Source organism: Bacillus sp. 1021 (assembly GCF_014534735.1).
In the GTDB taxonomy this organism is placed as follows: domain Bacteria; phylum Bacillota; class Bacilli; order Bacillales; family Bacillaceae; genus Bacillus; species Bacillus siamensis.
The window spans coordinates 174,724-194,361 of sequence record NZ_JACVSR010000003.1; the positions used below are offsets into that span (position 1 = coordinate 174,724).

Here is a 19,638-nt window from a genome sequence, read left to right on the forward strand (position 1 = left end):
TCCAAAAGTCTTGTTGCTTTTCTAAGTTTACATAGTTTTGAGCAAAACCGTCAATTCACTTTACCGTAATGGAAGTTTTTATCCGCTCAAATGACTTTTCTCCAAAACCTGATACCTTCATCAAATCGTCAGCAGTCTGAAACCGTCCGTTTTCTTCCCGGTAGGCGATAATCGCTTCCGCTTTTTTCTGTCCCACACCGGAAATCGCCTGAAGTTCGTCCAGAGTTGCCGTATTGATATTGACAGGGGCATCTTCCTTTTCACCTGCTGCAGTTTTCGGGCGATTCTCCTCTTCGCCTTTACTCGGAATATAAACGACCGTCCCATCTTGCAGCTGCTCTGCTAAATTAACATTCAGTTCATCTGCCTTTTCCTTCAGGCCGCCGGCTTTCTCAATGGCTTGTGTCACTCTGTCTCCCGCCTTCATTTCATACACGCCGGGATTTCGGACCGCGCCTTTCATATCAATCATAATCTTATCGTCTGCGGTGTCTGTTTTGTCCGTGCCGGATGCTGAGGCTGTTTGGCCGAGCACGGACTGCTGTTTGACCGGTTCTTCTTTTTCAGGACGAAACAGCCAAATGCAGATAAAAATCGCTCCTGCCGCAAGACAAACACCCAGAATTTTCAGGTTCCGCCGCATCTGCTCCGTCATCATTGCTTTCGTCATATTGCATTGCCTCCCCGCATAAGGTTTAGAGGATTAAGGGAAAAGGAGGGGAATTCATTGAAAATAGGCTTTATCGGCACCGGAAACATGGGAACGATCCTGATTGAATCGTTAATTGAATCAAACGCTGCCGATCCCTCACATATCACCATCACAAACAGAACAATCGAAAAAGCATTAAAACTAAAAGAGCGTTTCAGCGGCATCCAAGTCACCGAGGATCAGGAAAAGCTCGTACAGGAAAATGAAATGATATTCATTTGTGTAAAACCGCTGGATATATATCCTTTGCTGAAGAAGCTCACACCTCATTTACGAAAAGATCACATTTTAATCTCCATTACCAGCCCTGTTCAAACGGAACAGATTGAACATATGGTTCCGTGCCAGACGGCCCGTGTCATTCCGAGCATCACAAACCGCGCCTTTGCCGGCGTCTCGCTTGTTACATTCGGCAATAGCTGCAGTGAGGCTGCAAAAGCGGATATCCAAACGCTGATCACTCATATTTCAAAGCCTGTAGAAATCAACAGCGGCATAACAAGGGCGGCGTCAGACATTGTCAGCTGCGGCCCTGCTTTTATGAGTTATCTCGTTCAGCGTTTTATTGACGCGGCAGTGGAAGAAACGGACATTACCAAAGAAGAAGCCGTAATTATGTCGACGGAAATGCTTGTCGGTCTCGGAAAGCTTCTGGAAACAGGGCATTACACCCTTCCCGCCTTGCAGGAAAAAGTATGCGTAAAAGGCGGCGTCACCGGAGAAGGACTGAAGGCGCTTGAAAGCGGTGTACAGGATATGTTCAACCGTGTCTTTCAGCGTACACATGACAAATACGATGAAGATATATCTTTAGTGAAGAAGCAATTTCACGTGTAAATGAGTATGCCATAAAACGCTATAACGCGCCAATCGGCAAAAATGCATTTTAAAAACCATCGTTTTGTTTAAACGATGGTTTTTGGTTTGCCTGCCGTAAAGAAAAGACGCTCGGACTCTGTTGAAGGAGGCCGGTCTGTAAAATCAGCCGTCACTTTCTTCAGTTCAAATCCTGTCTCTGCAAGCATTTGTTCATATTCTTCAATGTAAAATGTTTTTTGCTCATGCGTCTCGTCATAGCGGTCATAAGTTTGTCCGTTCCATACGAAAAAGGACATATCATGGATGACAGAAAGCTCTTCATCGCCGGCAAAGCTTTGCCAAATATAGCTGATCTGCTCATCCTGGTCCGCATGGGTGCTGTCCGGAAAAAGCTCCGTCATTTTATATGGGGAATGGACGTCAAACAGAAGCAGGCCGCCCTCCTTCAAAACTTGAAAAACACTTTTGAAGGTGCTCAAGACATCATTTTTCGTTTTTAAGTAATTGAGGGAATCACAGCAGATGACTACGGCATCAAACTGTTCTTCAAAACCGGAAAGCTCCCTCATATCCTGCTGGAGAAAAAGAATCGGCTTTCCCGTTTTTTTCTGCTGGGCACAGCTCAGCATGTCTTCACTCAAATCAATCCCCGTGACTTCGCAGCCTTTTTCGGCAAGCCTGATGGATATTTCTCCGGTTCCGCAGGCAAGATCAAGCACCCTTCCCTTTTCCGGAAGAGAGGCTTCGATCCAGCCCGCCCATTCATCATACGGCGCATGGGACATTAACTCGTCATATACGCCGGCGAAGCCTTGGTAAATCATGAGTTCAAGCCGAGTTCAAGCTCTGCGAGCGGCGCGTCGCCCCATAGCTTTTCAAGATTGTAGTAGCTTCTTTCATCTTTATGGAAAACGTGAACAATGACATCGCCGAGATCAACTAAAATCCAACGGGCCTCATCAAACCCTTCCATCTTTTTGACATCAATGCCGTTTTCTTCTGCCTGATCTTTAATTTCACGTGCAATTGCCTGAACCTGTTTATCAGAATTCCCGTGGCAGATTAAAAAGTAATCCGCTACAAGTGAGATTCCTTCCATGTCGAGCGCTAAAATATCCTCTGCACGTTTATCGTCGCATGCTTTTGCTGCGATTTTTAATACGGAAGCTTGATCCATTTCCATATTCCTCCTGTCAATTTTGAGACACCAGCCAGTTATAGGTTGCAAATGTCTCCGGGAAGACCGGCTGGTTTTTTTTCATCAGAAATATCATTGTATTTTTCAGCGCTTGTATAAGCGCTTCGTTCAGATCCTTTTCTGCCAGGCGGCGCACATCTTCCACTCCGGGGAAATGGCGGCCGGGTTCAATGTAATCCGCCACGTAAATGACTTTGTCTAAAAGGGTCATACCGGGACGCCCTGACGTGTGATAGCGGATCGCGTCTAAGATCTCGGGGTCAGTGATCCCCGCTTCCTTCTCAGCCAGATACGCCCCCGCAGGAGCATGCCACAGCTCGGCATTGTAATCCAAAAGCTCAGCCGGCATTTTTTCCCGCACGATGATCTGCTTCATTTCTTCTTTCGGCCGGAATTTGGCGTAATCATGAAAAATAGCCGCCATTTCCGCTTTTTTTGGATCTGCTCCGAACCGGCCTGCGAGAATAACCGCCGTATCTGTCACGCCGATTGTGTGGATGTAGCGATGCTCGGTCAGCTGTTCTTTGACGCAGGCAAGTGCTTCCTCACGATTCATATAAATCATTCTCCTCTATATACTGCCTCACTTTATCCGGCATTAAGTATTGCGTCGTTTTTTTTGCTTTGAGACGTTCTCTCAGCATCGTTGACGAAACATCAAATTCCGGAACGTCAGCAAAAAGCAGCGGATACGGGGTCTCAATATGATACCCCGGGCGCCGCACTCCGATAAATTGAATGAGTGTAAGCAGTTCGTCCAGTTTGTACCATTTTGGCAGATATTCAATCATATCCGCCCCGATAATAAAGAAAAGCTTGTCGTTCGGGTGCCGCTCCTTCAGTAAACGGACAGTATCATAGGTATAAGAAGGACCTTTCCGCTCCATTTCCGCCAGCTCAAGCTTAAAACCGGGATTTGAGCTGATGGCAAGCTTCAGCATCTCAACCCGGTGCCGGCTGTCGGTAAAGTCTTCATTCTGCTTATGCGGGGGAATTTTATTCGGCATAAACCAAATCTCATCGAGCTCCGCCTGATGAAGGACTTCATTAGCCATCAGAAGATGACCGTTATGCGGAGGGTCAAATGTGCCCCCGAATATTCCGATTTTCTTCATGTCAACCACCTTACGGAAGCTCGATTTGTTTATTTTCCTTTGATTCCTTATACAATACGATCGTATTTCCGATCGTCTGCACCAATTGTGAACGGCTGCCTTTCACAAGGGCTTCTGCGACATCGTTTTTATCGTCTTCGCAGTTTTGAAGCACGCTGACTTTAATCAGCTCTCTTACCTCTAAAGCCTCGGCAATCTGTTTCACCATGTTTTCGTTGACTCCGCCCTTTCCCACTTGAAAAATAGGCGTTAAATGATGCGCTTTTGAACGCAAAAACCGTTTTTGTTTTCCTGTTAACATTGTGTTCCTCCTAGTTTTCCTTCAACAATTGCTCTCATCAGACCGCTGTCAGGCTCCTGTTCCGTCCACAGCTTGAAGGACAGTGCGGCCTGTTCTACAAACATGCCGATGCCGTCAAGGGTAGTCAAACCTCTTTTTTCAGCTTCTTTTAATAACGCCGTTTGAATCGGGTTGTATACGATATCACAAACGATGGCGCCCGTTTTGGCCCGTTCCAATGAGAGCGGCACGGCATCCGTGTTCGGATACATGCCGACAGATGTTGTATGAATAATGACGTCATATTGCTCAAGCTGATTTTCAGCTTCTTCTAATGTAAGAGCGCGTTTCTGCTGAAAAGAGGGAGCGGCCGCAATCAGACTTTCTGCTTTTTCCGGCGTGCGGTTGCAAACGTCAAACTGTTTCGGCTCTTTGCGGACGATCGTCGTAAAAATCGCTCTTGCCGCCCCTCCCGCTCCTATCATTAGAATGGAGAGCTCTGATATCGGTTTGTCCAAAACTTTGACTAAGGATTTATAAAATCCGTCTCCGTCAGTATTATACCCGATGAGCCTGTCTCCCTCTCTTTTGACGGTATTTACGGCTCCGAGTACTTTTGCGCTTTCATGTATTTCATCCAGATGCTCCATGATCGCGACTTTATGCGGGACTGTAACGTTAATTCCGCAGATGCCCAGTGCTTTAATTCCGTTAACGGCGTCCTTGAGGTTGTGAGGTTCCACCTGAAACGCAAAATACTGCCCGTTGATGTTCTTATCTTTCAAAGCCGCGTTATGAATATCGGGTGACATTGAATGCCCGATCGGATTTCCGATTACTCCGTACAATTGTTTCATGCTCCCTCTCCCCTTCTCTCTATATTAATGAACGGCGGACAAATACGTGTACGCCTTTCGGAGCGTATGCCGTTATTTTTTTATCTGCTTGCTGCACCGTGACCCAGCCGAGACCGGAAAAAACGATATCCGTCTTTCCTTCTTTAATCGTAAACGTGTGAGCCGTAAGCTCCGGAAATTCATCCAAATGATCTTTCCCGGGCGGGGTGAGCAGTTCACCCGCATGCTTTTCGTATAAGGCGTCAGCATTTTCAAGCTTTGTTCTGTGAATCATCAATTCATTCGGCATATAGCAGACAAACGCCGATTTATCGCCTGAAACATAATCAAACCGGGCAAGCCCGCCGAAGTAAAGCGTTTGTTTCTCATTCAGCTGGAAAGTGCGCGGCTTCAGTTCTTTTTTCGGTGTCAGCACCTTTAAGTCACGCTTGTCGACGTAATGCGCCATCTGGTGATGGTTAATGATTCCCGGGGTATCATAAAGCGCGGACCCGTCATCAAGCGGGATTTCAATTGCATCAAGCGTCGTGCCCGGAAATTGAGAAGTGGTAATGATATTCTCTTCCCCTGAGACCTCTTTAATAATCCGGTTGATAAACGTTGATTTGCCGACATTCGTACAGCCCACCACATACACATCGCGGCCTTCGCGGTAATGTTCAATGGCGTCAATGACTTCTTTCATCCCTTGTCCGCGTGAAGCGCTGATTAAAAAGACATCAAGAGGTTTTAAGCCGTATTCTTTCGCTTCGCGTTTCATCCATTGAACGAGCCGTTCCCGTTTTACGGATTTCGGAAGGATATCAGCCTTATTACCGACAAGAATGATCGGATTTCCGCCTACAAAGCGGTTCAGTCCGTTTATCCAGCTTCCGTTAAAATCAAAAATATCAACGACTTTGACAATAAGAGAGTCAGTATCGCCGATTGTGTGCAAGATATTTAAAAAGTCATCGTCCGTTAATGAAACATCTTGAATTTCATTGTAGTTTTTCAGTCTGAAGCAGCGCTGACAGATGACATTCTCTTTTGTGAGCGATGCCTTCGGCGCATACCCGAGACCTTGTTTATCCTCGGTCTGGATCGTTACTCCGCAGCCGATGCAAACAACCTTTTCCATTTCTAATCCTCCCACTGAATATGGCCTTTACGTTTCAAAGAACTCAATATTCTCCGTTCAATCCGGCGGTTAAAGCGCGTCATGACCCCGTCAGAGGAAGCGACAGGCACGACAAGGATCGTATGATACCCGTGTCTGTTTCCGCCGAGAACATCAGTAAGCAGCTGATCGCCGATGACCACACAGTCTTCTTTTTTCAGATCCATGCTGCTGACGGCTCTTTTAAAGGCGCGTCCCATCGGTTTTCTTGCCTTATAAATAAACGGTATGCCAAGCGGCTCCGAGAATAATTTCACTCTTCGTTCATTATTATTGGAGACGATCGTGACTTTAATGCCGTGCTCCTTCATTTCTTCAAACCACTCGATTAATCGAGGTGTCGCACTCGGTCTGTCCCACTCCACAAGCGTATTGTCAAGGTCTGTAATAATCCCTTTCACATTGCGCTCCTTGAGCTTTTCCGGTGTGATATGAAATATATTTTTCACAAATTCGTCAGGTAAAAAAAACTTTTTTAACAAAACCCGCACCCTTCCTTTTTCTTTCTATCATCTATATGTCGAAACCTGTCGGATTTAAAAACAAAGTCGGACTCAGCAAAAAAATTTCGACAAAAATTGGGTTTCTTCACCAGTTGTGGATAAAATTACACACATTATCCACTCTTATTACATCCGGATTTATCCAGATTATAAACAAGATACTAACAAGTTATCCACTTATGAGTGTGGATAACAGAACGATTGTTCTTATTTGTATTTCATGGTAGATTAAAGATAACCTCACCATGATTGAAACGCAACCTTCCATCATATGCTCGCGTCTGATGATTGATTACAACTGTTAAGGAGGTGCCACTCCCATTAATTGGGTCCCCGGCATGAGAAAGCTTTCTGATGAATTACTAATAGAATCTTATTTCAAAGCCAATGAAATGAATTTGAGCCGTGAATTTATCGAGTTAATTGAAAACGAAATCAAAAGAAGATCGCTCGGACACATTATTTCCGTTTCTTCTTAAACAGAAAAATTTTCCGGGCGAATTTCCTTTTTTTACTCAGATGACTGATATTATATCACTTCGGTTATACGCTTTACTACCACTTTCAACAAAAAACACCCCTTACAGAGGTGTTTAAGAGGACGGCTGTTAAATTTTGAACCAATACAGGCCGCCCAGAACGAGAAAAACGACGAGCAGCACAACAAAAAATGCGTACCAGTACCCCGCATTCACCCGAGGAGGCGGGCATACAGGATATGGCGGAGGGAAACCGCGGTTCATAGCAATCGCCTCCAAAAAGATGTTTTTCTACAGCCTATGATGCACGAGCAAAACGGCTTAGGCAGCTGACGGCGTCAGCGTTCCAAAATCCGCCCATTTTTTATGCCTTCAATTAAGATTCTGGCCCCTTTTGGCGTCATGTGATTTCCGGAAGGATCTATCAGTCCGGATTGGATGAGCGCCCGGTCTGTATCTTTGCCGCCGTCCGCGCGTATAAAGCGCTTCCAATTATCCACCAGAGGCACTTTTAACTCTTTTGCAACCTGCCTTGTAATACCGTTATAGGAATTATGCCATTTTCTCGCTCCGCCTTTTTCTTTAAAGGCTGAAGCTTTATATCTTGAATAGTAATAGAGATGATGTGTTCCGTTTCCTTCTATAACTGGAATGCACGTCATTAAAACCGGCTTTATGCGGTGCTTTCGGCTTTCGTTTACAAAATAAGTCAGGTTTTCTTTAAACCGTTTCTTTGATACTCGCGGCTGATGTCCCGTCAAAATGCCCGCATCATTTGTTCCGAACATGATAAATAAATATTGAGGCTTGCGGTCAAGCACGTCGCTTTGAAATCGCAGGCGCGCATCCTCAGTCGTCTGACCGCCTATTCCCGCATTTATAACCGTAAGACGGCCGCGTTCCGTTGTTTTTAACATGTTTACCCACTGCTGCGCCTTTGGATAATCACGATAATCCCAATTGGAACCGCGCGTATTGCTGTCACCGAAAGCGACAGCGCTTTTCTCTTTGCCCGCGGCGCATCCTGATAACAGACAGGCTATCGTAATAAAAAGAACAGCAAACTTCATTTTTTCTCCCCCCAAACCTTACATCCTATATGGTACACGTCTCTTTTGCGGCTTTCAACGCGGCGCTCTCTTTACTGGATATGAAAAGGGCCGGCATCCTCTCCGATCAAATCCGAAACCTTAACAAACGTGTAGCCCTTCTTTTTCAGCTGGGGAATAATTTCTTTCAAAGCCTCAACCGTCTGGCGCCGGTTGCCTCCGCCGTCATGCAGAAGAATAATATCTCCATCTCTGGCATGTGAAACAACGTGTCTGACGATTTTTCCTTTTCCGGGCCTTCTCCAGTCCCTCGGATCTTGGTTCCAAGACCACATAATGATATGATAGCCCTCTTTTAAGATGCTTTTGAAAGCCGTACGATTCAGCGATCCTCCCGGCGGGCGGAATAACTTGTCCCCTTCCGGCTGAAGCGATGTGATATGATGCGCTGAGCTGTGAAGCTCTTTTAAAATGTCTTTGCGTTTCAGACGGTGAAAATAAACATGGTTCATCGTATGGTTGCCGATTTCATGTCCTTCTTCAATAATGCGCTTTGCCGTTATAGGGTAATTGTCTATACGGCTTCCGATACAAAAAAAAGTCGCTTTAACATTGTACTGTTTCAGCACGTCTAACACAGCCTCTGTATAGACAGGGTGGGGGCCGTCATCGAAGGTTAAAGACAGTTTCTTTTTTTCAGACCTTATATCCCAATACACGTTTCCCGTCTTCTCCATGTCACTTCTTTTTAATGATTTCGCATCGGCGGACACGGCAGTGAGACTCGTGAGGACGCATATCATAATGATCAGATGAAAGCATCTCAACGTTTACACCTCCAGTAAACACTACTGTTAACGTGTCCCCTTTTTTAAAAATCATTCTCGCGCAAATAATGCATCACCCGCTTCTTCTGTGAGAAACAGGTAATGCTGAATTATGACAGCACTGCTTCCAGCTTGTCTTTCGTTTTCGGACCGTAAATCCTGTCAGCCTGCAAGCTGTTCATGATTTGGAACCACTTTATGGCATTGGCGGTTTTGGGTCCGTATATTCCGTCAACTCCATGATTTTCCGTATTTTTATCAGGGCAAAAATAAGCGGCGGCAAGGACTCTTTGCACTTGAGTCGCCTTTTCGACCTGGCTTCCCAGCTGTTCAGCAGCCTGCCGGGGCAATTTTTTATGGGGAACGACGCGATCAAGAGGTATATTATAATCTTTCATGAGCTTTTTGCGCGCATCTTCGCGTCTGCGCCGTCCGTGTTGGATGTATGATGGACGGTAATATAATCCGGGTCCATTGCATATCTCGGCCAGTTGCCGTTTGATTTCGGTATCAGGTCTTTTTTATGGATATCATTTTATCCCTCTCCTATTAAACAATGCAAAAGCACGCTTATCGGACACCCTTTTTTAATAGAAGGAGATAGATTTGTACTGTATACTATTTGAAAAGAGGTGAACGTACAGATGATAAAAAAAGGATTCAGTCTTGCCGTCATCATTGCTGTTGTGATGATCGGTTTTATGCAAAAAGACGTCTGGCTCGGCATGATTCGGGCGGGCGGAATGTACGCCGTGCTCATGAGTATCCTGCTGGTCGCAGCTGACGTATTTTTCCCGATTGTTCCATTCGCCATTATCGCGGCCTTAAACGGAGCGGTCTTCGGGATTGTAAACGGGGTGTGGATTACATTGTCAGGCGCGATGCTCGGGACAATGGCCTTGTTTTTTCTCGTCCGGTACGGATTCAGAGACTGGGCCAGAAAAAAGCTGCTGTCTTACCCGGCCGCGGCCCAATATGAAGATTCATTTCATCAGCACGCGTTTACGGCGGTGCTTTTCGGGCGGCTGATTCCGATTATACCGTCGCTTGCCATGAATACCGTATGCGGGCTGAGCAACATACGATGGCCAATCTTTTTTACCGCATCGACGCTCGGCAAAATTCCGAACATTGTGATCGTGACAGTCGCAGGCGCTTCATTTACAAGCAACAAACTGCTGTCTTTCGGAATTTACGGAATGTATATGCTCGTGTTAATGGCGGTCATTTATAAAAAGTTTCCCGGCCTTTTAAAAACGACGAAAAAATGAAGCGCGTACCGCCCTCTATACCGGCGGTACGGCTCCTCTCATTCTGAGAACCTTTCCGTTTAATTCTGAACCGAGCACTTTCAGGTTTTGCTTTTTGTAAAATGACAGGGCCGCTTTATTGTCCGGAGAAACTCTAAGATGATATTCCGAAACACCATTCGTTCTGAAAAACTGATTCGCGTATTGATGGAGCTTCGTCCCGTACCCCATTCCCCTCTGCCGCTCAGTAATATAGTAAAGGTGCACATAACCGATTTTTTGATCGCGATAAGGTTTAATGGAGGCTTCAAGCTGTCCGATCGGCTGCCCGTTATGAAAAAGCAGCACAAAACCGTCGGGAAAGCTCTTGATTTGAGATGACAGCCATCTGAGATACTCATCCTTATTAAAATGATCCGCCGTACCAAAGCTGACGAGAAACGAATCTTTGCGGAATGAAACGGCCGTCTCTTTATGTTTGTTTAAATTGATTCGCTTGAAATCCATCAAGTGTCCTCCTTTTTGCGGCCGCAAGTAAGAATGAGCATAAAACGGCTGCCAACATCAGCATAACGGCTGCGCCTGTGATGACGATATGGCGGACGGAAGAACTGACTGCCGCCGCTCCGAAAACCGCCGTTATCAATATAATGAAGACGGCTTCAACTAATGAATAAAAGCTGCCCACCCTCCCCATAATGTCCACCGGAACATTTTTTTGATAAAACGTCTGAAATCCCGTATTGGCAAATGCCAAGAAAAAAGCCAGAATGAAAAACCCGCAAGCAGCCGTCCAAAAAACGTGAGAAAACGCATAAATCATATATCCCGCCGCTGTGAAAAAAGAGCCCATTCCCATCAATAAAGAAGCCGGCATTTTTTTATTAAAGAACACATTGGCAAGCGCCCCCGCTATAACCCCTGCCCCTGACACACTGACGAGAAAACCGTAATCAGCATCAGTCAGCTGAAGAACCTCTTTTGAAAAAGCGACTTCAAGCGAATCAAGTGCAGACAACATCACGGTCATGACCAGACTGAATAAAAAATAAATGATCATGACGTTTCGCGCCGTTCGGCTGAAGCGATAGACGAGCTTCCAATCTTCTTTGCACACTGCCAAAGAAAGCTTCTGTCTGGGAGAATGTACGTAAGGCTCATTTTCAAGATTCGGCAGCATCATCGTGATGAAACCGGACAGCATTAAAGCAGCCGCATTCACCCAAATCGCAAAAATCGGCGTGCCGACGATAAAAAGCAGCCCGGTCGCAGCCGGCCCGAGGAGAAAAGCCCCTGATTCCGGCAAAGCCCTTAGTGAATTGAATCGTTTTCTCCTTTCAGCCGGGATAAGCATCGTCACATACGCCATGGAACACGGATGAAACATCGCATTAGCCATATGAATCAAAAACACGATACAATAAACGGAAAATAGAGACCCTGCAGTAAACATCAGCGGCAGAACGGCAATGAACCCAGCCCGGATGAAATCAAGCGACATCATCATACTCCGTTTGTTACACCTGTCGATGATGCTGCCCGCCCACCCATTTGTCATCAAAACAGCCGCAGGCCTGATTAAATAAAGAATGGAAACTGCAAAAGCAGACCCCGTTTCTTTTAAGACAATAAGATTAAGAGACAAAAAATAAATCCATTCACCAATATTCGCTACCCCGATTCCGGTTAACAAAAGCACCGGGTGCCGCCAAGACTTCCAGTTTTTCATCTTATCCCTCCCTCAGAAAATAAAAAACGCCCTCAAGACAATGAAGTCTTGAGGACGGGAAACAGCCCGCTATGCCACCTCAATTCGGTTTGGCGCCGGCCTTGCCGGTACAAAGCTTACTCGGTAACAGGAGTATCCGCCGCATCATCCTCGTTTTGCATGATTCCGATGCGAAGCTAAGAGGTTTGTTTCAACACATCCATTCATACTCCTTCCCAGCTCCCGGAGCTCTCTGTCATGAATGATATCTGTCTACTCTTCTCTTCAGCGCTTTTCACGTTATATTCTTTTCGCCCTTACTTTTTTTAACAATATACAGGCTCAATCAGAAAAAATCAAGAGGCTGTAAGAAATAAAACTTGCCTTTGATTAATTTCCCTGTACAGACACAAACAGCCTGACTGCCACATACAGTTACATATAGGCTTTTGCCTACATAACTTTGTGGAGGTGAGGATGGTGACAGGTGTTTTTGCAGCGCTCGGGTTTATTGTGAAAGAACTCGTGTTTTTAGTATCATACGTGAAGAATAATGCCTTTCCACAACCGCTCTCAAATAGTGAGGAGAAAAAATACTTAGACCTTATGGCCGAAGGAGATGAACACGCCCGCAATATGCTGATCGAACATAATCTCCGTTTAGTCGCCCATATTGTAAAAAAATTCGAAAACACGGGAGAAGACGCAGAAGATCTGATCTCCATCGGTACAATCGGTCTGATTAAAGGCATCGAAAGCTATTCAGCCGGAAAAGGCACGAAGCTTGCGACATATGCCGCACGATGTATTGAGAACGAGATTTTAATGCATCTGCGCGCCTTGAAAAAAACGAAAAAAGACGTTTCCCTTCATGATCCGATCGGCCAAGATAAAGAAGGGAATGAAATAAGCCTGATCGATGTGCTCAAGTCGGAAAGCGAAGATGTGATTGACACCATTCAGCTCAACATGGAGCTTGAAAAGGTCAAAAAATATATCGACATTTTAGACGACCGCGAAAAAGAAGTGATCGTCGGCCGCTTCGGCCTTGATTTAAAAAAAGAAAAGACGCAGCGCGAGATCGCGAAAGAGCTCGGCATTTCAAGGAGCTATGTATCCCGGATTGAAAAACGGGCGCTGATGAAGATGTTTCATGAGTTTTACCGGGCGGAGAAAGAGAAGCGGAAGAAGTCGAAGGGAAAGTAAGCGAAAAGCCGGATCTGACATCCCGGCTTTTTCTGTTTTATCTTTTTCAATACAGTCAGAATATATGAAAAATCGTTCCTTACATATACTCTATCAACCTGGATCAAAAAGCTGAATATCCCCCTGTTTATTCACCTCCACATGCAGCTTAATATCTCATCAATTATATGTTCATTCAGGTATAACGAACGCGGCATGATCAATACAACATAAGATGTATTTCATTTCCCTCTTAGAGTTAATTTATTTAACCATTATAAATACTCATATATACTTAAGTTATTGAATTATTTCCCTTTAATATCCGCACATTGTTATCAATAAAATATATTTCATTTCACAATCATGATTTGATTATTTTAGAAATTCTGCTCATTCACCTGATACTAAAAGGAACTAAAGTGACAAAAAGTAACTAAAAAAAGAGATATCAACCTTTTTAATTCAAAGTGCCCAAATACATTTCCATTATTTTTGTTACAATAAATGCATAAGTTATTTTTCATCCATATTTATTGAAGGAGGACATATAATATGGGCGAGTCGAAAGATTTACAACCTAAAGTAGAAAAAAGTTTCGAGATAATTGGGAAAAAGTGGACAGGATTAATTATTTATGTGCTAATGAGCGGTCCTAAGCGCTTTAGTGAGTTAAGCGAGAGCATGCCTTCCTTAAGCAGAAGGATATTAACGGAACGGATTAAAGAATTAGAAGAACAGGGAATTGTTGTCCGAAATGTAATCCCCGATCGTCCGATACGTTCTGAGTACTCTTTAACTCAAAAAGGAACAGAATTAGGAAAAATATTAGGACCGATTAGTCAATGGGCGGAAAGCTGGGTCAAGGATTGACAGTTCTTTTAGTATCTATGCCAATAAACACAGCGCTGTTTTTCATTATCTAATAAGGAAGGAAGATCTCCATGTCTAATGTTCTCTATATCACAGCACATCCTCTGCCTGAAGATGAATCACTCAGCATGACCGTAGGAAAAGAATTCATTGAAAGCTACAAACAAACACATCCTGAAGATGATGTTGTCCATTTAGATTTATATAAAGCTGATATTCCTTATCTAGACGCAGATGTATTTAATGGTTGGAAAAAACTTCGCTCTCAAGCTTCACTTCAAGATTTATCAGTAGATGAACGGTTAAAAGTCGCCCGTTTAGCTGAATTAGGCGGACAGTTTTTGTTAGCTGATAAATATATTTTTGTAACACCTATGTGGAATTTTTCCGTTCCGGCCATCATGAAGACCTATATTGATGCAATCGCAGTGTCAGGTAAAACCTTCAAATATACTAAAGAAGGTTCAAAAGGATTACTAAAAGGAAAAAAAGCTCTCCATATACAATCGCGGGGAGACATCTACTCACATGGTCCTGAAATGGAAAGAGAGATGGGCAATCGATACTTAGAAGCGGTTATGGATTTCTTTGGTATCAAATCGTTTGAAAGTATTATTATTGAAGGGCAAATGAAGTTTCCGGAACAAGCTTCTCAAATTAAAGATAAAGCAATGCAGCAAGCCAAAGAGATGGCTAAACAATTTTAATCCAACACATCATAAGGCCTTGAACCTTATCAAGGCCCTTCATTTTTGTTTTATACATCTTCCTATACTGATTCCTCTTTTTCTTTAAACATAAATAGCTGCCGCACACCCCAACCTGCATGATTTATACGACTGTGCCCTCAATAAACACTTTCCCAGCAGATATTAATGTTTCTGCCACTTGAGTTTCACCTTTCTTTTTATGTTAGTTAACAAACCACTCATACCTATGCGATAAACTAACCTAAGTAACCAATAGTAACTTAGGTTAGTTTTTTTCGTTGCGACTGATTTTTTCTTTTGAAATCAGATTTCTTATAAATGAACCATTTTTATTATTCCAGACCCGAAACATCAAGAAAGGTCTAATTGAAGAACTAATCAGAAAAAAAGAAATGCAAGATGAAATCATTGACTATTTTAGTTACCTAGGTTACTATTAGTAACGTAAAGTGACGAAACAAAACTAGCCACTTTCAATACATCAAGGGTTTGGGAAAGAAGGTTTGCATCAAATGGATATTTTCTTAGCCATTCTTCCTGCAATATTTTGGGGAAGTATCGTCCTCTTCAATGTCAAGTTAGGCGGAGGACCTTATAGTCAAACACTTGGAACAACGATTGGAGCACTGATCTTTTCAGCTGTTATCTATCTCGTTATCCATCCTGTATTGACGCCTTTTATCTTTATTGTAGGAATCGTTTCTGGGTTGTTTTGGGCTGTTGGACAAAGTAATCAGTTAAAAACCATTGAATATATTGGTGTTTCTAAAACGATGCCGATTTCAACAGGTATGCAGCTCGTATCAACAGCTTTGTTTGGGGTGATTGTTTTTCATGAGTGGTCAACAGTCACTACAGTTCTATTGGGAATACTAGCCCTCATTTTTATCGTGATTGGGATTGTATTAACCTCTCTTGAAAGCAAAAAAAATAAAGAGCAATCTGGGCAATTTAAAAAGGGCATTATCACACTCATCATATCTACGATTGGATATTTAGTATATGTGGTCGTTGCACGTTTGTTTAACGTTGATGGCTGGGTGGCTTTATTCCCTCAAGCTATCGGTATGTTTATCGGCGGACTCATCCTCACTTATAAACATAAGCCTTTTAATAAATACACAATTCGCAACATTATTCCCGGTCTTATATGGGCTGCGGGTAATATGTTCTTATTTATTTCCCAACCTAAGGTAGGGGTAGCGACAAGTTTTTCACTATCACAAATGGGAATCGTCGTTTCAACGCTTGGAGGTATCTTCTTACTAGGCGAAAAGAAAACAAACCGTCAGCTTATTTCGATTTCAATTGGCATTGTGCTCATTATTTTGGGCGGAGTGCTGCTGGGAATAGCAAAAAGTTAAAATACATTAACCTAAACAGTAAGAATATCTATTAAAAAATAATCGTTAGAACCAGGAGGAACTTATCATGTATAAAGATTTAAAAGATAAAGTAGTCGTAATCACAGGCGGAGCTACAGGCCTGGGACGGGCAATGGCTGTTCGCTTCGGTCAAGAACAAGCAAAAGTGGTCATTAACTATCGTAATAATGAAAATGAAGCATTAGAAGCTAAAAAAGAAGTGGAAGAAGCAGGCGGACAAGCTATTATTGTACCTGGTGATGTAACAGTAGAAGGAGATGTCATCAACCTTGTACAAACAGCTGTAAAAGAATTTGGCACATTGAATGTAATGATTAACAATGCTGGTGTTGAAAACCCTGTACCGTCTCATGAACTTTCTTTAGACAATTGGAACAAGGTAATCGACACAAACTTAACAGGAGCATTCCTTGGCAGCCGTGAAGCGATCAAATACTTTGTAGAAAATGATATTAAAGGGAATGTCATAAACATGTCCAGTGTACATGAAATGATTCCTTGGCCGCTATTTGTTCACTATGCAGCTAGTAAAGGCGGTATGAAGCTAATGACAGAAACATTGGCACTCGAATATGCACCAAAAGGAATTCGCGTGAACAATATTGGACCAGGAGCAATGAACACACCAATCAATGCTGAAAAATTTGCAGATCCGGTACAACGTGCAGATGTTGAAAGCATGATTCCGATGGGTTACATCGGTAAACCGGAAGAAGTAGCCTCTGTAGCAGCATTCTTAGCATCTTCTGAAGCAAGTTATGTAACGGGTATTACACTCTTTGCAGATGGCGGTATGACGAAATATCCTTCTTTCCAAGCTGGAAGAGGTTAATAAGAATAAGGCTTTAGAGAAATAAAAAATAGAAGTCTGCGGACACTGAACTTATAGCACTGGTGCTGTTGGTTTGGTGTCCTTTTTTATATACTTTCAAAGCAGCTGATTATATTGAACAAATAGGTTCATTTTATCCACTTGTGTGTTTTTTTATATTTGGCCAGAAAAAGGGCACTGTTTTCAGTCCGTCCAAGTAAAAAAGGAAGGGTCCTTCCCTTCCTTTAGCCCTAACTTGATCTCCTTCAATTTTAAAACCAACATTTAAAGCTGGATCGCGCTTTATTGACAGAATTTTCACAACAAACTTAGTACAATTCTGCTATTATGATAGCAAATAAATAGATGATCAATTTACGGTTCAATCAAAAGCTACAGATCGAATTTCATGGCGCCTATCGATCTTACAATTTTCGGATCTTGGTGCGATCCGAAAAGACTTTCTCCTTTATCAAGGGCGGAAATTTTTTCGATATCCTCTAAGCTCAACTCAAAATCGAAAATGTCAAAGTTTTCGACAATCCGTTCTTTGCGCACCGATTTTGGAATCGTAACGACTTCACGCTGAACAAGCCAACGCAGCACGACCTGGGCGACGGATTTATTGTGTTTTTCGGCAATGGAAGTCAACACTTCGTTGCTGAACATGTTATTGCGTCCTTCAGCGAACGGTGCCCACGACTCGTGTTGTACTCCCTGCTCTTTCATAAAAGCAGCACTTTCTTTTTGCTGATAGAATGGATGTGTTTCGACTTGATTGACGGCTGGCACGACTTCATTATGCATGATGAGATCCATAAGACGGTCGGGATAGAAGTTGCTGACTCCGATTGCTCTGATTTTTCCTTCGCGGTACAGGTCCTCCATCGCACGCCAAGCGCCGTAGTAATCGCCGTATGGTTGGTGAATAAGGTATAAATCAAGATAATCCAGCTGCAGCTTACTCAATGATTTGGAAAAGGCTATTTTGGCGCTTTCATAGCCGGCATCCTGAATCCAGAGCTTGGTCGTAATGAATAGCTCCTCACGCGGTACGCCGCTCCGCTTAATTGCACGTCCGACTGCTTCCTCGTTTAGGTAACCGGAAGCGGTGTCAATCAGGCGGTAACCGGCCATCAGCGCTTCATATACTGCGTTTTCACATTCTTGAGCATCGGGGACTTGGTACACACCGAAGCCGATAATTGGCATTTTCACTCCATTGTTTAATGTTACGGTTTGCATTGTAATTCCTCCTATTGTTCAAATGTAGAACGACAAACGGCACGCATCCCGAAAATCGGGCACTGCAGAATGAATTCCGCTGCGGCTGGTTTGCGTTATAATAAGCTTATTATCTTCGTGTAACACGAAGGCAAGCACTTTTTTAAAAATGTTTAAAGGAGGATTACACATGCATACAGTCAAAGAAGCAGCGATGATAACCGGACTCACCGAGCATGCGGTGCGCTTTTACACGGATAAAGGCCTGGTGCCGAGCGTACGACGCAATAAAAACAATATTCGTTTGTTCGACGAAGAATCAATTAACTGGCTGTTTGGCGTCAAATGCCTCAGGCAATCCGGAATGCCGATTGAAGTCATTAAAACGTACGTGAATCTCTGTCTTGAAGGAGATTCGACCATTCCACAACGGTACACACTCATGATGGAACATAAAGAAGATGCGCTCGCCCAGCTCGAAGAAGCCAAACAGCACATTGCCCATTTGGAACAAAAAACCGCCCTATATCAGGCCATTATGGAGCACCGCTCTTTTGATACAACCAATCCCGCCAACTGGGAAAAAATACAGCATATGCATAGTGACGTATTTTACTCGCCGGATGCTCGGAAAGTGTGAGAGATACTTATGAGCACATCAATGGCTCTGTCCATAGGGCTGCAAATCCTTAAATTTTTTCTTACGGTTACTTTCTATTGATAGAAGTCGCATCTGTATGCGACTTCTTGTTCGATGTTGTTTTCAAGTGTGTCATAGGTAATGTTAAACTTCAGCAATTACTTCTTTTGTGCTTAAGTTAACTGTGCTGGTTGATGGAACTGATTTTTGATCCTTAGTCAGCGCAACTTCCTCTTGGGCTGCTCTTAAAATACACTGACCAAAACCGATCTTCTCGATTTTCTGTGTGTCATGATCCATTTGGATAACTCGCGCATCTCATAAAATCGTTGGCGTATCTTGAACCATTCGAATAAATCATTAATAACTAACTGCTTTTTAGAAAGAATCCCCCACTTGCTCAAAACTGCTTTTCATACAGTCTTAAGAGCCATCGCATCCCAGTCATTTTTGCATCCAACATCAGACTTACTGAATTTCTTTTTGTGCTTTTCTGCTTGTGACTTTGTCCAGTACACTGTTTTTCGGAAGCCATTTATCAACTCAAAATAAGCTGCATAACCAATTACCGCATCTTATTCTCGTTTTTCAAAATCAATCTCTATCTCCTCGGTCAGCGGATTCCACTTCTGCAATTCGCCTTCATGAATCGGTATGCAATTGATGGACGTTGCAAAGCAAGCTGTATGTACCCTTTGTATCCAAGCTGGAATTGATCCTTTCCAGGCATAACCCTAAGTTTTTATGTATAGGCAGGTTGAGTGTAGCTGCCACAGGAGCGCTTATCATACATACTAATAAAACCTTGTTAAAACTTTACAAGACAAACTGAATTGACTATAGTCTAATTAGAC

Annotated in this window: 24 protein-coding genes, 3 pseudogenes and 1 other annotated feature; of the genes and pseudogenes, 9 read left to right on the forward strand and 18 right to left on the reverse strand. The window is 43.4% G+C overall.

From position 1 onward, the window contains the following. Window positions 1–55 precede the first annotated feature (55 nt). Window positions 56–670 carry a helix-hairpin-helix domain-containing protein gene (locus ICW23_RS12550; protein ID WP_016938894.1) on the reverse strand — a complete coding sequence of 205 codons (615 nt, stop codon included), beginning with the start codon at window positions 668–670 and terminating at the stop codon, window positions 56–58. A gap of 57 nt (window positions 671–727) precedes the next feature. Here ICW23_RS12550 and comER point away from each other — a divergent pair, with 57 nt between their 5' ends. Beyond that, window positions 728–1,549, forward strand: coding sequence for a late competence protein ComER (gene comER / locus ICW23_RS12555; RefSeq protein ID WP_016938893.1), 822 nt, complete (start codon window positions 728–730; stop codon window positions 1,547–1,549). 68 nt (window positions 1,550–1,617) lie between these two features. Here the strand turns inward: comER and ICW23_RS12560 are convergent, their stop codons facing one another. From ICW23_RS12560 to ICW23_RS12595, 8 genes are read right to left on the reverse strand one after another with little or no spacing between them, the layout of a single operon-like run. Then, entirely contained in the window at window positions 1,618–2,355 is a 738-nt protein-coding gene (locus tag ICW23_RS12560) for a class I SAM-dependent DNA methyltransferase (protein ID WP_016938892.1), read from the reverse strand. After that, window positions 2,352–2,708, reverse strand: a complete 357-nt coding sequence (gene rsfS / locus ICW23_RS12565; protein ID WP_016938891.1) for a ribosome silencing factor — start codon at window positions 2,706–2,708, stop codon at window positions 2,352–2,354. Before rsfS ends, ICW23_RS12560 begins: the two co-directional genes overlap by 4 nt. Window positions 2,709–2,724: 16 nt before the next feature. Beyond that, window positions 2,725–3,285 (reverse strand): bis(5'-nucleosyl)-tetraphosphatase (symmetrical) YqeK, encoded by a 561-nt coding sequence (yqeK, locus tag ICW23_RS12570; RefSeq protein ID WP_016938890.1) that lies wholly within the window; start codon window positions 3,283–3,285, stop codon window positions 2,725–2,727. Then, entirely contained in the window at window positions 3,275–3,844 is a 570-nt protein-coding gene (locus tag ICW23_RS12575) for a nicotinate-nucleotide adenylyltransferase (RefSeq protein ID WP_016938889.1), read from the reverse strand. Before ICW23_RS12575 ends, yqeK begins: the two co-directional genes overlap by 11 nt. A gap of 10 nt (window positions 3,845–3,854) precedes the next feature. Continuing rightward, on the reverse strand, window positions 3,855–4,145 hold the full coding sequence (gene yhbY / locus ICW23_RS12580; protein WP_064777737.1) for a ribosome assembly RNA-binding protein YhbY: 291 nt from the start codon (window positions 4,143–4,145) through the stop codon (window positions 3,855–3,857). Then, window positions 4,139–4,981: a shikimate dehydrogenase gene (aroE, locus tag ICW23_RS12585; protein WP_188154577.1), complete on the reverse strand. Its 843-nt coding sequence runs from the start codon at window positions 4,979–4,981 to the stop codon at window positions 4,139–4,141. Before aroE ends, yhbY begins: the two co-directional genes overlap by 7 nt. A 19-nt stretch (window positions 4,982–5,000) precedes the next feature. Beyond that, on the reverse strand, window positions 5,001–6,101 hold the full coding sequence (gene yqeH / locus ICW23_RS12590) for a ribosome biogenesis GTPase YqeH (RefSeq protein ID WP_016938887.1): 1,101 nt from the start codon (window positions 6,099–6,101) through the stop codon (window positions 5,001–5,003). A gap of 2 nt (window positions 6,102–6,103) precedes the next feature. Further along, complete coding sequence (locus tag ICW23_RS12595) at window positions 6,104–6,622, reverse strand: YqeG family HAD IIIA-type phosphatase (RefSeq protein ID WP_014470710.1); 519 nt, start codon at window positions 6,620–6,622, stop codon at window positions 6,104–6,106. A gap of 359 nt (window positions 6,623–6,981) precedes the next feature. On the opposite strand from ICW23_RS12595, the gene sda reads away from it, so the two are divergent. After that, window positions 6,982–7,122 (forward strand): sporulation histidine kinase inhibitor Sda, encoded by a 141-nt coding sequence (sda, locus tag ICW23_RS12600; protein WP_003152850.1) that lies wholly within the window; start codon window positions 6,982–6,984, stop codon window positions 7,120–7,122. Window positions 7,123–7,251: 129 nt separating this feature from the next. Here the strand turns inward: sda and ICW23_RS19105 are convergent, their stop codons facing one another. The 4 genes and pseudogenes from ICW23_RS19105 to ICW23_RS19275 all read right to left on the reverse strand — a co-directional run. Beyond that, entirely contained in the window at window positions 7,252–7,386 is a 135-nt protein-coding gene (locus tag ICW23_RS19105; protein WP_016938886.1) for a hypothetical protein, read from the reverse strand. A gap of 74 nt (window positions 7,387–7,460) precedes the next feature. Next, window positions 7,461–8,192, reverse strand: a complete 732-nt coding sequence (locus ICW23_RS12605) for an SGNH/GDSL hydrolase family protein (RefSeq protein WP_188154578.1) — start codon at window positions 8,190–8,192, stop codon at window positions 7,461–7,463. A gap of 71 nt (window positions 8,193–8,263) precedes the next feature. Further along, the gene (locus tag ICW23_RS12610; RefSeq protein ID WP_095241585.1) at window positions 8,264–8,998 is read right to left on the reverse strand and encodes a polysaccharide deacetylase family protein; all 735 of its coding nucleotides are present in this window, start codon (window positions 8,996–8,998) and stop codon (window positions 8,264–8,266) included. 110 nt (window positions 8,999–9,108) lie between these two features. After that, window positions 9,109–9,309 (reverse strand): annotated as a pseudogene (locus ICW23_RS19275) (peptidoglycan-binding domain-containing protein); the annotation flags it as partial. A gap of 333 nt (window positions 9,310–9,642) precedes the next feature. Between ICW23_RS19275 and ICW23_RS12620 the strand changes: the two are divergent. After that, window positions 9,643–10,269: a TVP38/TMEM64 family protein gene (locus tag ICW23_RS12620; protein WP_188154579.1), complete on the forward strand. Its 627-nt coding sequence runs from the start codon at window positions 9,643–9,645 to the stop codon at window positions 10,267–10,269. A 15-nt stretch (window positions 10,270–10,284) separates the two neighbouring features. Here ICW23_RS12620 and ICW23_RS12625 read toward each other — a convergent pair whose 3' ends face one another. Together ICW23_RS12625 and ICW23_RS12630 are read right to left on the reverse strand one after the other, a co-directional pair. Continuing rightward, on the reverse strand, window positions 10,285–10,755 hold the full coding sequence (locus ICW23_RS12625) for a GNAT family N-acetyltransferase (protein WP_045926765.1): 471 nt from the start codon (window positions 10,753–10,755) through the stop codon (window positions 10,285–10,287). Beyond that, window positions 10,721–11,977, reverse strand: a complete 1,257-nt coding sequence (locus ICW23_RS12630; protein WP_188154580.1) for an MFS transporter — start codon at window positions 11,975–11,977, stop codon at window positions 10,721–10,723. Before ICW23_RS12630 ends, ICW23_RS12625 begins: the two co-directional genes overlap by 35 nt. Before the next feature lie 47 nt (window positions 11,978–12,024). After that, window positions 12,025–12,254 (reverse strand) — a binding site (T-box leader). Between the two features lie 179 nt (window positions 12,255–12,433). Here ICW23_RS12630 and sigK point away from each other — a divergent pair. The 5 genes from sigK to gdh all read left to right on the forward strand — a co-directional run bounded on the left by sigK (window position 12,434) and on the right by gdh (window position 16,941). Further along, window positions 12,434–13,162 carry an RNA polymerase sporulation sigma factor SigK gene (sigK, locus tag ICW23_RS12635; RefSeq protein ID WP_016938880.1) on the forward strand — a complete coding sequence of 243 codons (729 nt, stop codon included), beginning with the start codon at window positions 12,434–12,436 and terminating at the stop codon, window positions 13,160–13,162. 534 nt (window positions 13,163–13,696) lie between these two features. Next, complete coding sequence (locus tag ICW23_RS12640) at window positions 13,697–14,014, forward strand: winged helix-turn-helix transcriptional regulator (protein WP_016938879.1); 318 nt, start codon at window positions 13,697–13,699, stop codon at window positions 14,012–14,014. Between the two features lie 71 nt (window positions 14,015–14,085). Beyond that, a complete protein-coding gene (locus ICW23_RS12645) occupies window positions 14,086–14,721 on the forward strand; it encodes an FMN-dependent NADH-azoreductase (protein ID WP_045926767.1) in 636 nt (211 codons plus the stop codon). A gap of 515 nt (window positions 14,722–15,236) precedes the next feature. Beyond that, entirely contained in the window at window positions 15,237–16,088 is an 852-nt protein-coding gene (locus ICW23_RS12650) for a RhaT/GlcU family sugar-proton symporter (protein ID WP_049627063.1), read from the forward strand. 67 nt (window positions 16,089–16,155) lie between these two features. Further along, window positions 16,156–16,941, forward strand: coding sequence for a glucose 1-dehydrogenase (gene gdh, locus ICW23_RS12655; protein WP_016938876.1), 786 nt, complete (start codon window positions 16,156–16,158; stop codon window positions 16,939–16,941). Window positions 16,942–17,313: 372 nt separating this feature from the next. On the opposite strand, the gene ICW23_RS12660 is transcribed toward gdh, so the two are convergent. After that, the gene (locus ICW23_RS12660) at window positions 17,314–18,165 is read right to left on the reverse strand and encodes an aldo/keto reductase (RefSeq protein ID WP_095241582.1); all 852 of its coding nucleotides are present in this window, start codon (window positions 18,163–18,165) and stop codon (window positions 17,314–17,316) included. Between the two features lie 169 nt (window positions 18,166–18,334). On the opposite strand from ICW23_RS12660, the gene ICW23_RS12665 reads away from it, so the two are divergent. Next, on the forward strand, window positions 18,335–18,784 hold the full coding sequence (locus tag ICW23_RS12665) for a MerR family transcriptional regulator (RefSeq protein ID WP_099744680.1): 450 nt from the start codon (window positions 18,335–18,337) through the stop codon (window positions 18,782–18,784). 104 nt (window positions 18,785–18,888) lie between these two features. On the opposite strand, the pseudogene ICW23_RS12670 reads toward ICW23_RS12665, so the two are convergent. Both ICW23_RS12670 and ICW23_RS12675 read right to left on the reverse strand, forming a co-directional pair. Further along, window positions 18,889–19,141, reverse strand: a pseudogene (locus ICW23_RS12670) (phage major capsid protein); the annotation flags it as partial. Between the two features lie 59 nt (window positions 19,142–19,200). Beyond that, window positions 19,201–19,567 (reverse strand): annotated as a pseudogene (locus tag ICW23_RS12675) (recombinase RecT); the annotation flags it as partial. Window positions 19,568–19,638 lie beyond the last annotated feature (71 nt).

Bases quoted from the DNA above. Each gene is read 5' to 3' on its own strand.
- yqeH (WP_016938887.1), bottom strand. From the start codon at position 6,101: ATGGAAAAGGTTGTTTGCATCGGCTGCGGAGTAACGATCCAGACCGAG.
- sigK (WP_016938880.1), top strand. From the start codon at position 12,434: ATGGTGACAGGTGTTTTTGCAGCGCTCGGGTTTATTGTGAAAGAACTC.
- gdh (WP_016938876.1), top strand. From the start codon at position 16,156: ATGTATAAAGATTTAAAAGATAAAGTAGTCGTAATCACAGGCGGAGCT.
- ICW23_RS19105 (WP_016938886.1), bottom strand. From the start codon at position 7,386: ATGAACCGCGGTTTCCCTCCGCCATATCCTGTATGCCCGCCTCCTCGG.
- ICW23_RS12560 (WP_016938892.1), bottom strand. From the start codon at position 2,355: ATGATTTACCAAGGCTTCGCCGGCGTATATGACGAGTTAATGTCCCAT.
- ICW23_RS12650 (WP_049627063.1), top strand. From the start codon at position 15,237: ATGGATATTTTCTTAGCCATTCTTCCTGCAATATTTTGGGGAAGTATC.
- ICW23_RS12605 (WP_188154578.1), bottom strand. From the start codon at position 8,192: ATGAAGTTTGCTGTTCTTTTTATTACGATAGCCTGTCTGTTATCAGGA.
- ICW23_RS12640 (WP_016938879.1), top strand. From the start codon at position 13,697: ATGGGCGAGTCGAAAGATTTACAACCTAAAGTAGAAAAAAGTTTCGAG.
- ICW23_RS12575 (WP_016938889.1), bottom strand. From the start codon at position 3,844: ATGAAGAAAATCGGAATATTCGGGGGCACATTTGACCCTCCGCATAAC.
- ICW23_RS12630 (WP_188154580.1), bottom strand. From the start codon at position 11,977: ATGAAAAACTGGAAGTCTTGGCGGCACCCGGTGCTTTTGTTAACCGGA.
- ICW23_RS12665 (WP_099744680.1), top strand. From the start codon at position 18,335: ATGCATACAGTCAAAGAAGCAGCGATGATAACCGGACTCACCGAGCAT.
- aroE (WP_188154577.1), bottom strand. From the start codon at position 4,981: ATGAAACAATTGTACGGAGTAATCGGAAATCCGATCGGGCATTCAATG.
- yqeK (WP_016938890.1), bottom strand. From the start codon at position 3,285: ATGAATCGTGAGGAAGCACTTGCCTGCGTCAAAGAACAGCTGACCGAG.
- yhbY (WP_064777737.1), bottom strand. From the start codon at position 4,145: ATGTTAACAGGAAAACAAAAACGGTTTTTGCGTTCAAAAGCGCATCAT.
- rsfS (WP_016938891.1), bottom strand. From the start codon at position 2,708: ATGGATCAAGCTTCCGTATTAAAAATCGCAGCAAAAGCATGCGACGAT.
- ICW23_RS12645 (WP_045926767.1), top strand. From the start codon at position 14,086: ATGTCTAATGTTCTCTATATCACAGCACATCCTCTGCCTGAAGATGAA.
- sda (WP_003152850.1), top strand. From the start codon at position 6,982: ATGAGAAAGCTTTCTGATGAATTACTAATAGAATCTTATTTCAAAGCC.
- ICW23_RS12625 (WP_045926765.1), bottom strand. From the start codon at position 10,755: ATGGATTTCAAGCGAATCAATTTAAACAAACATAAAGAGACGGCCGTT.
- ICW23_RS12660 (WP_095241582.1), bottom strand. From the start codon at position 18,165: ATGCAAACCGTAACATTAAACAATGGAGTGAAAATGCCAATTATCGGC.
- ICW23_RS12550 (WP_016938894.1), bottom strand. From the start codon at position 670: ATGACGAAAGCAATGATGACGGAGCAGATGCGGCGGAACCTGAAAATT.
- ICW23_RS12620 (WP_188154579.1), top strand. From the start codon at position 9,643: ATGATAAAAAAAGGATTCAGTCTTGCCGTCATCATTGCTGTTGTGATG.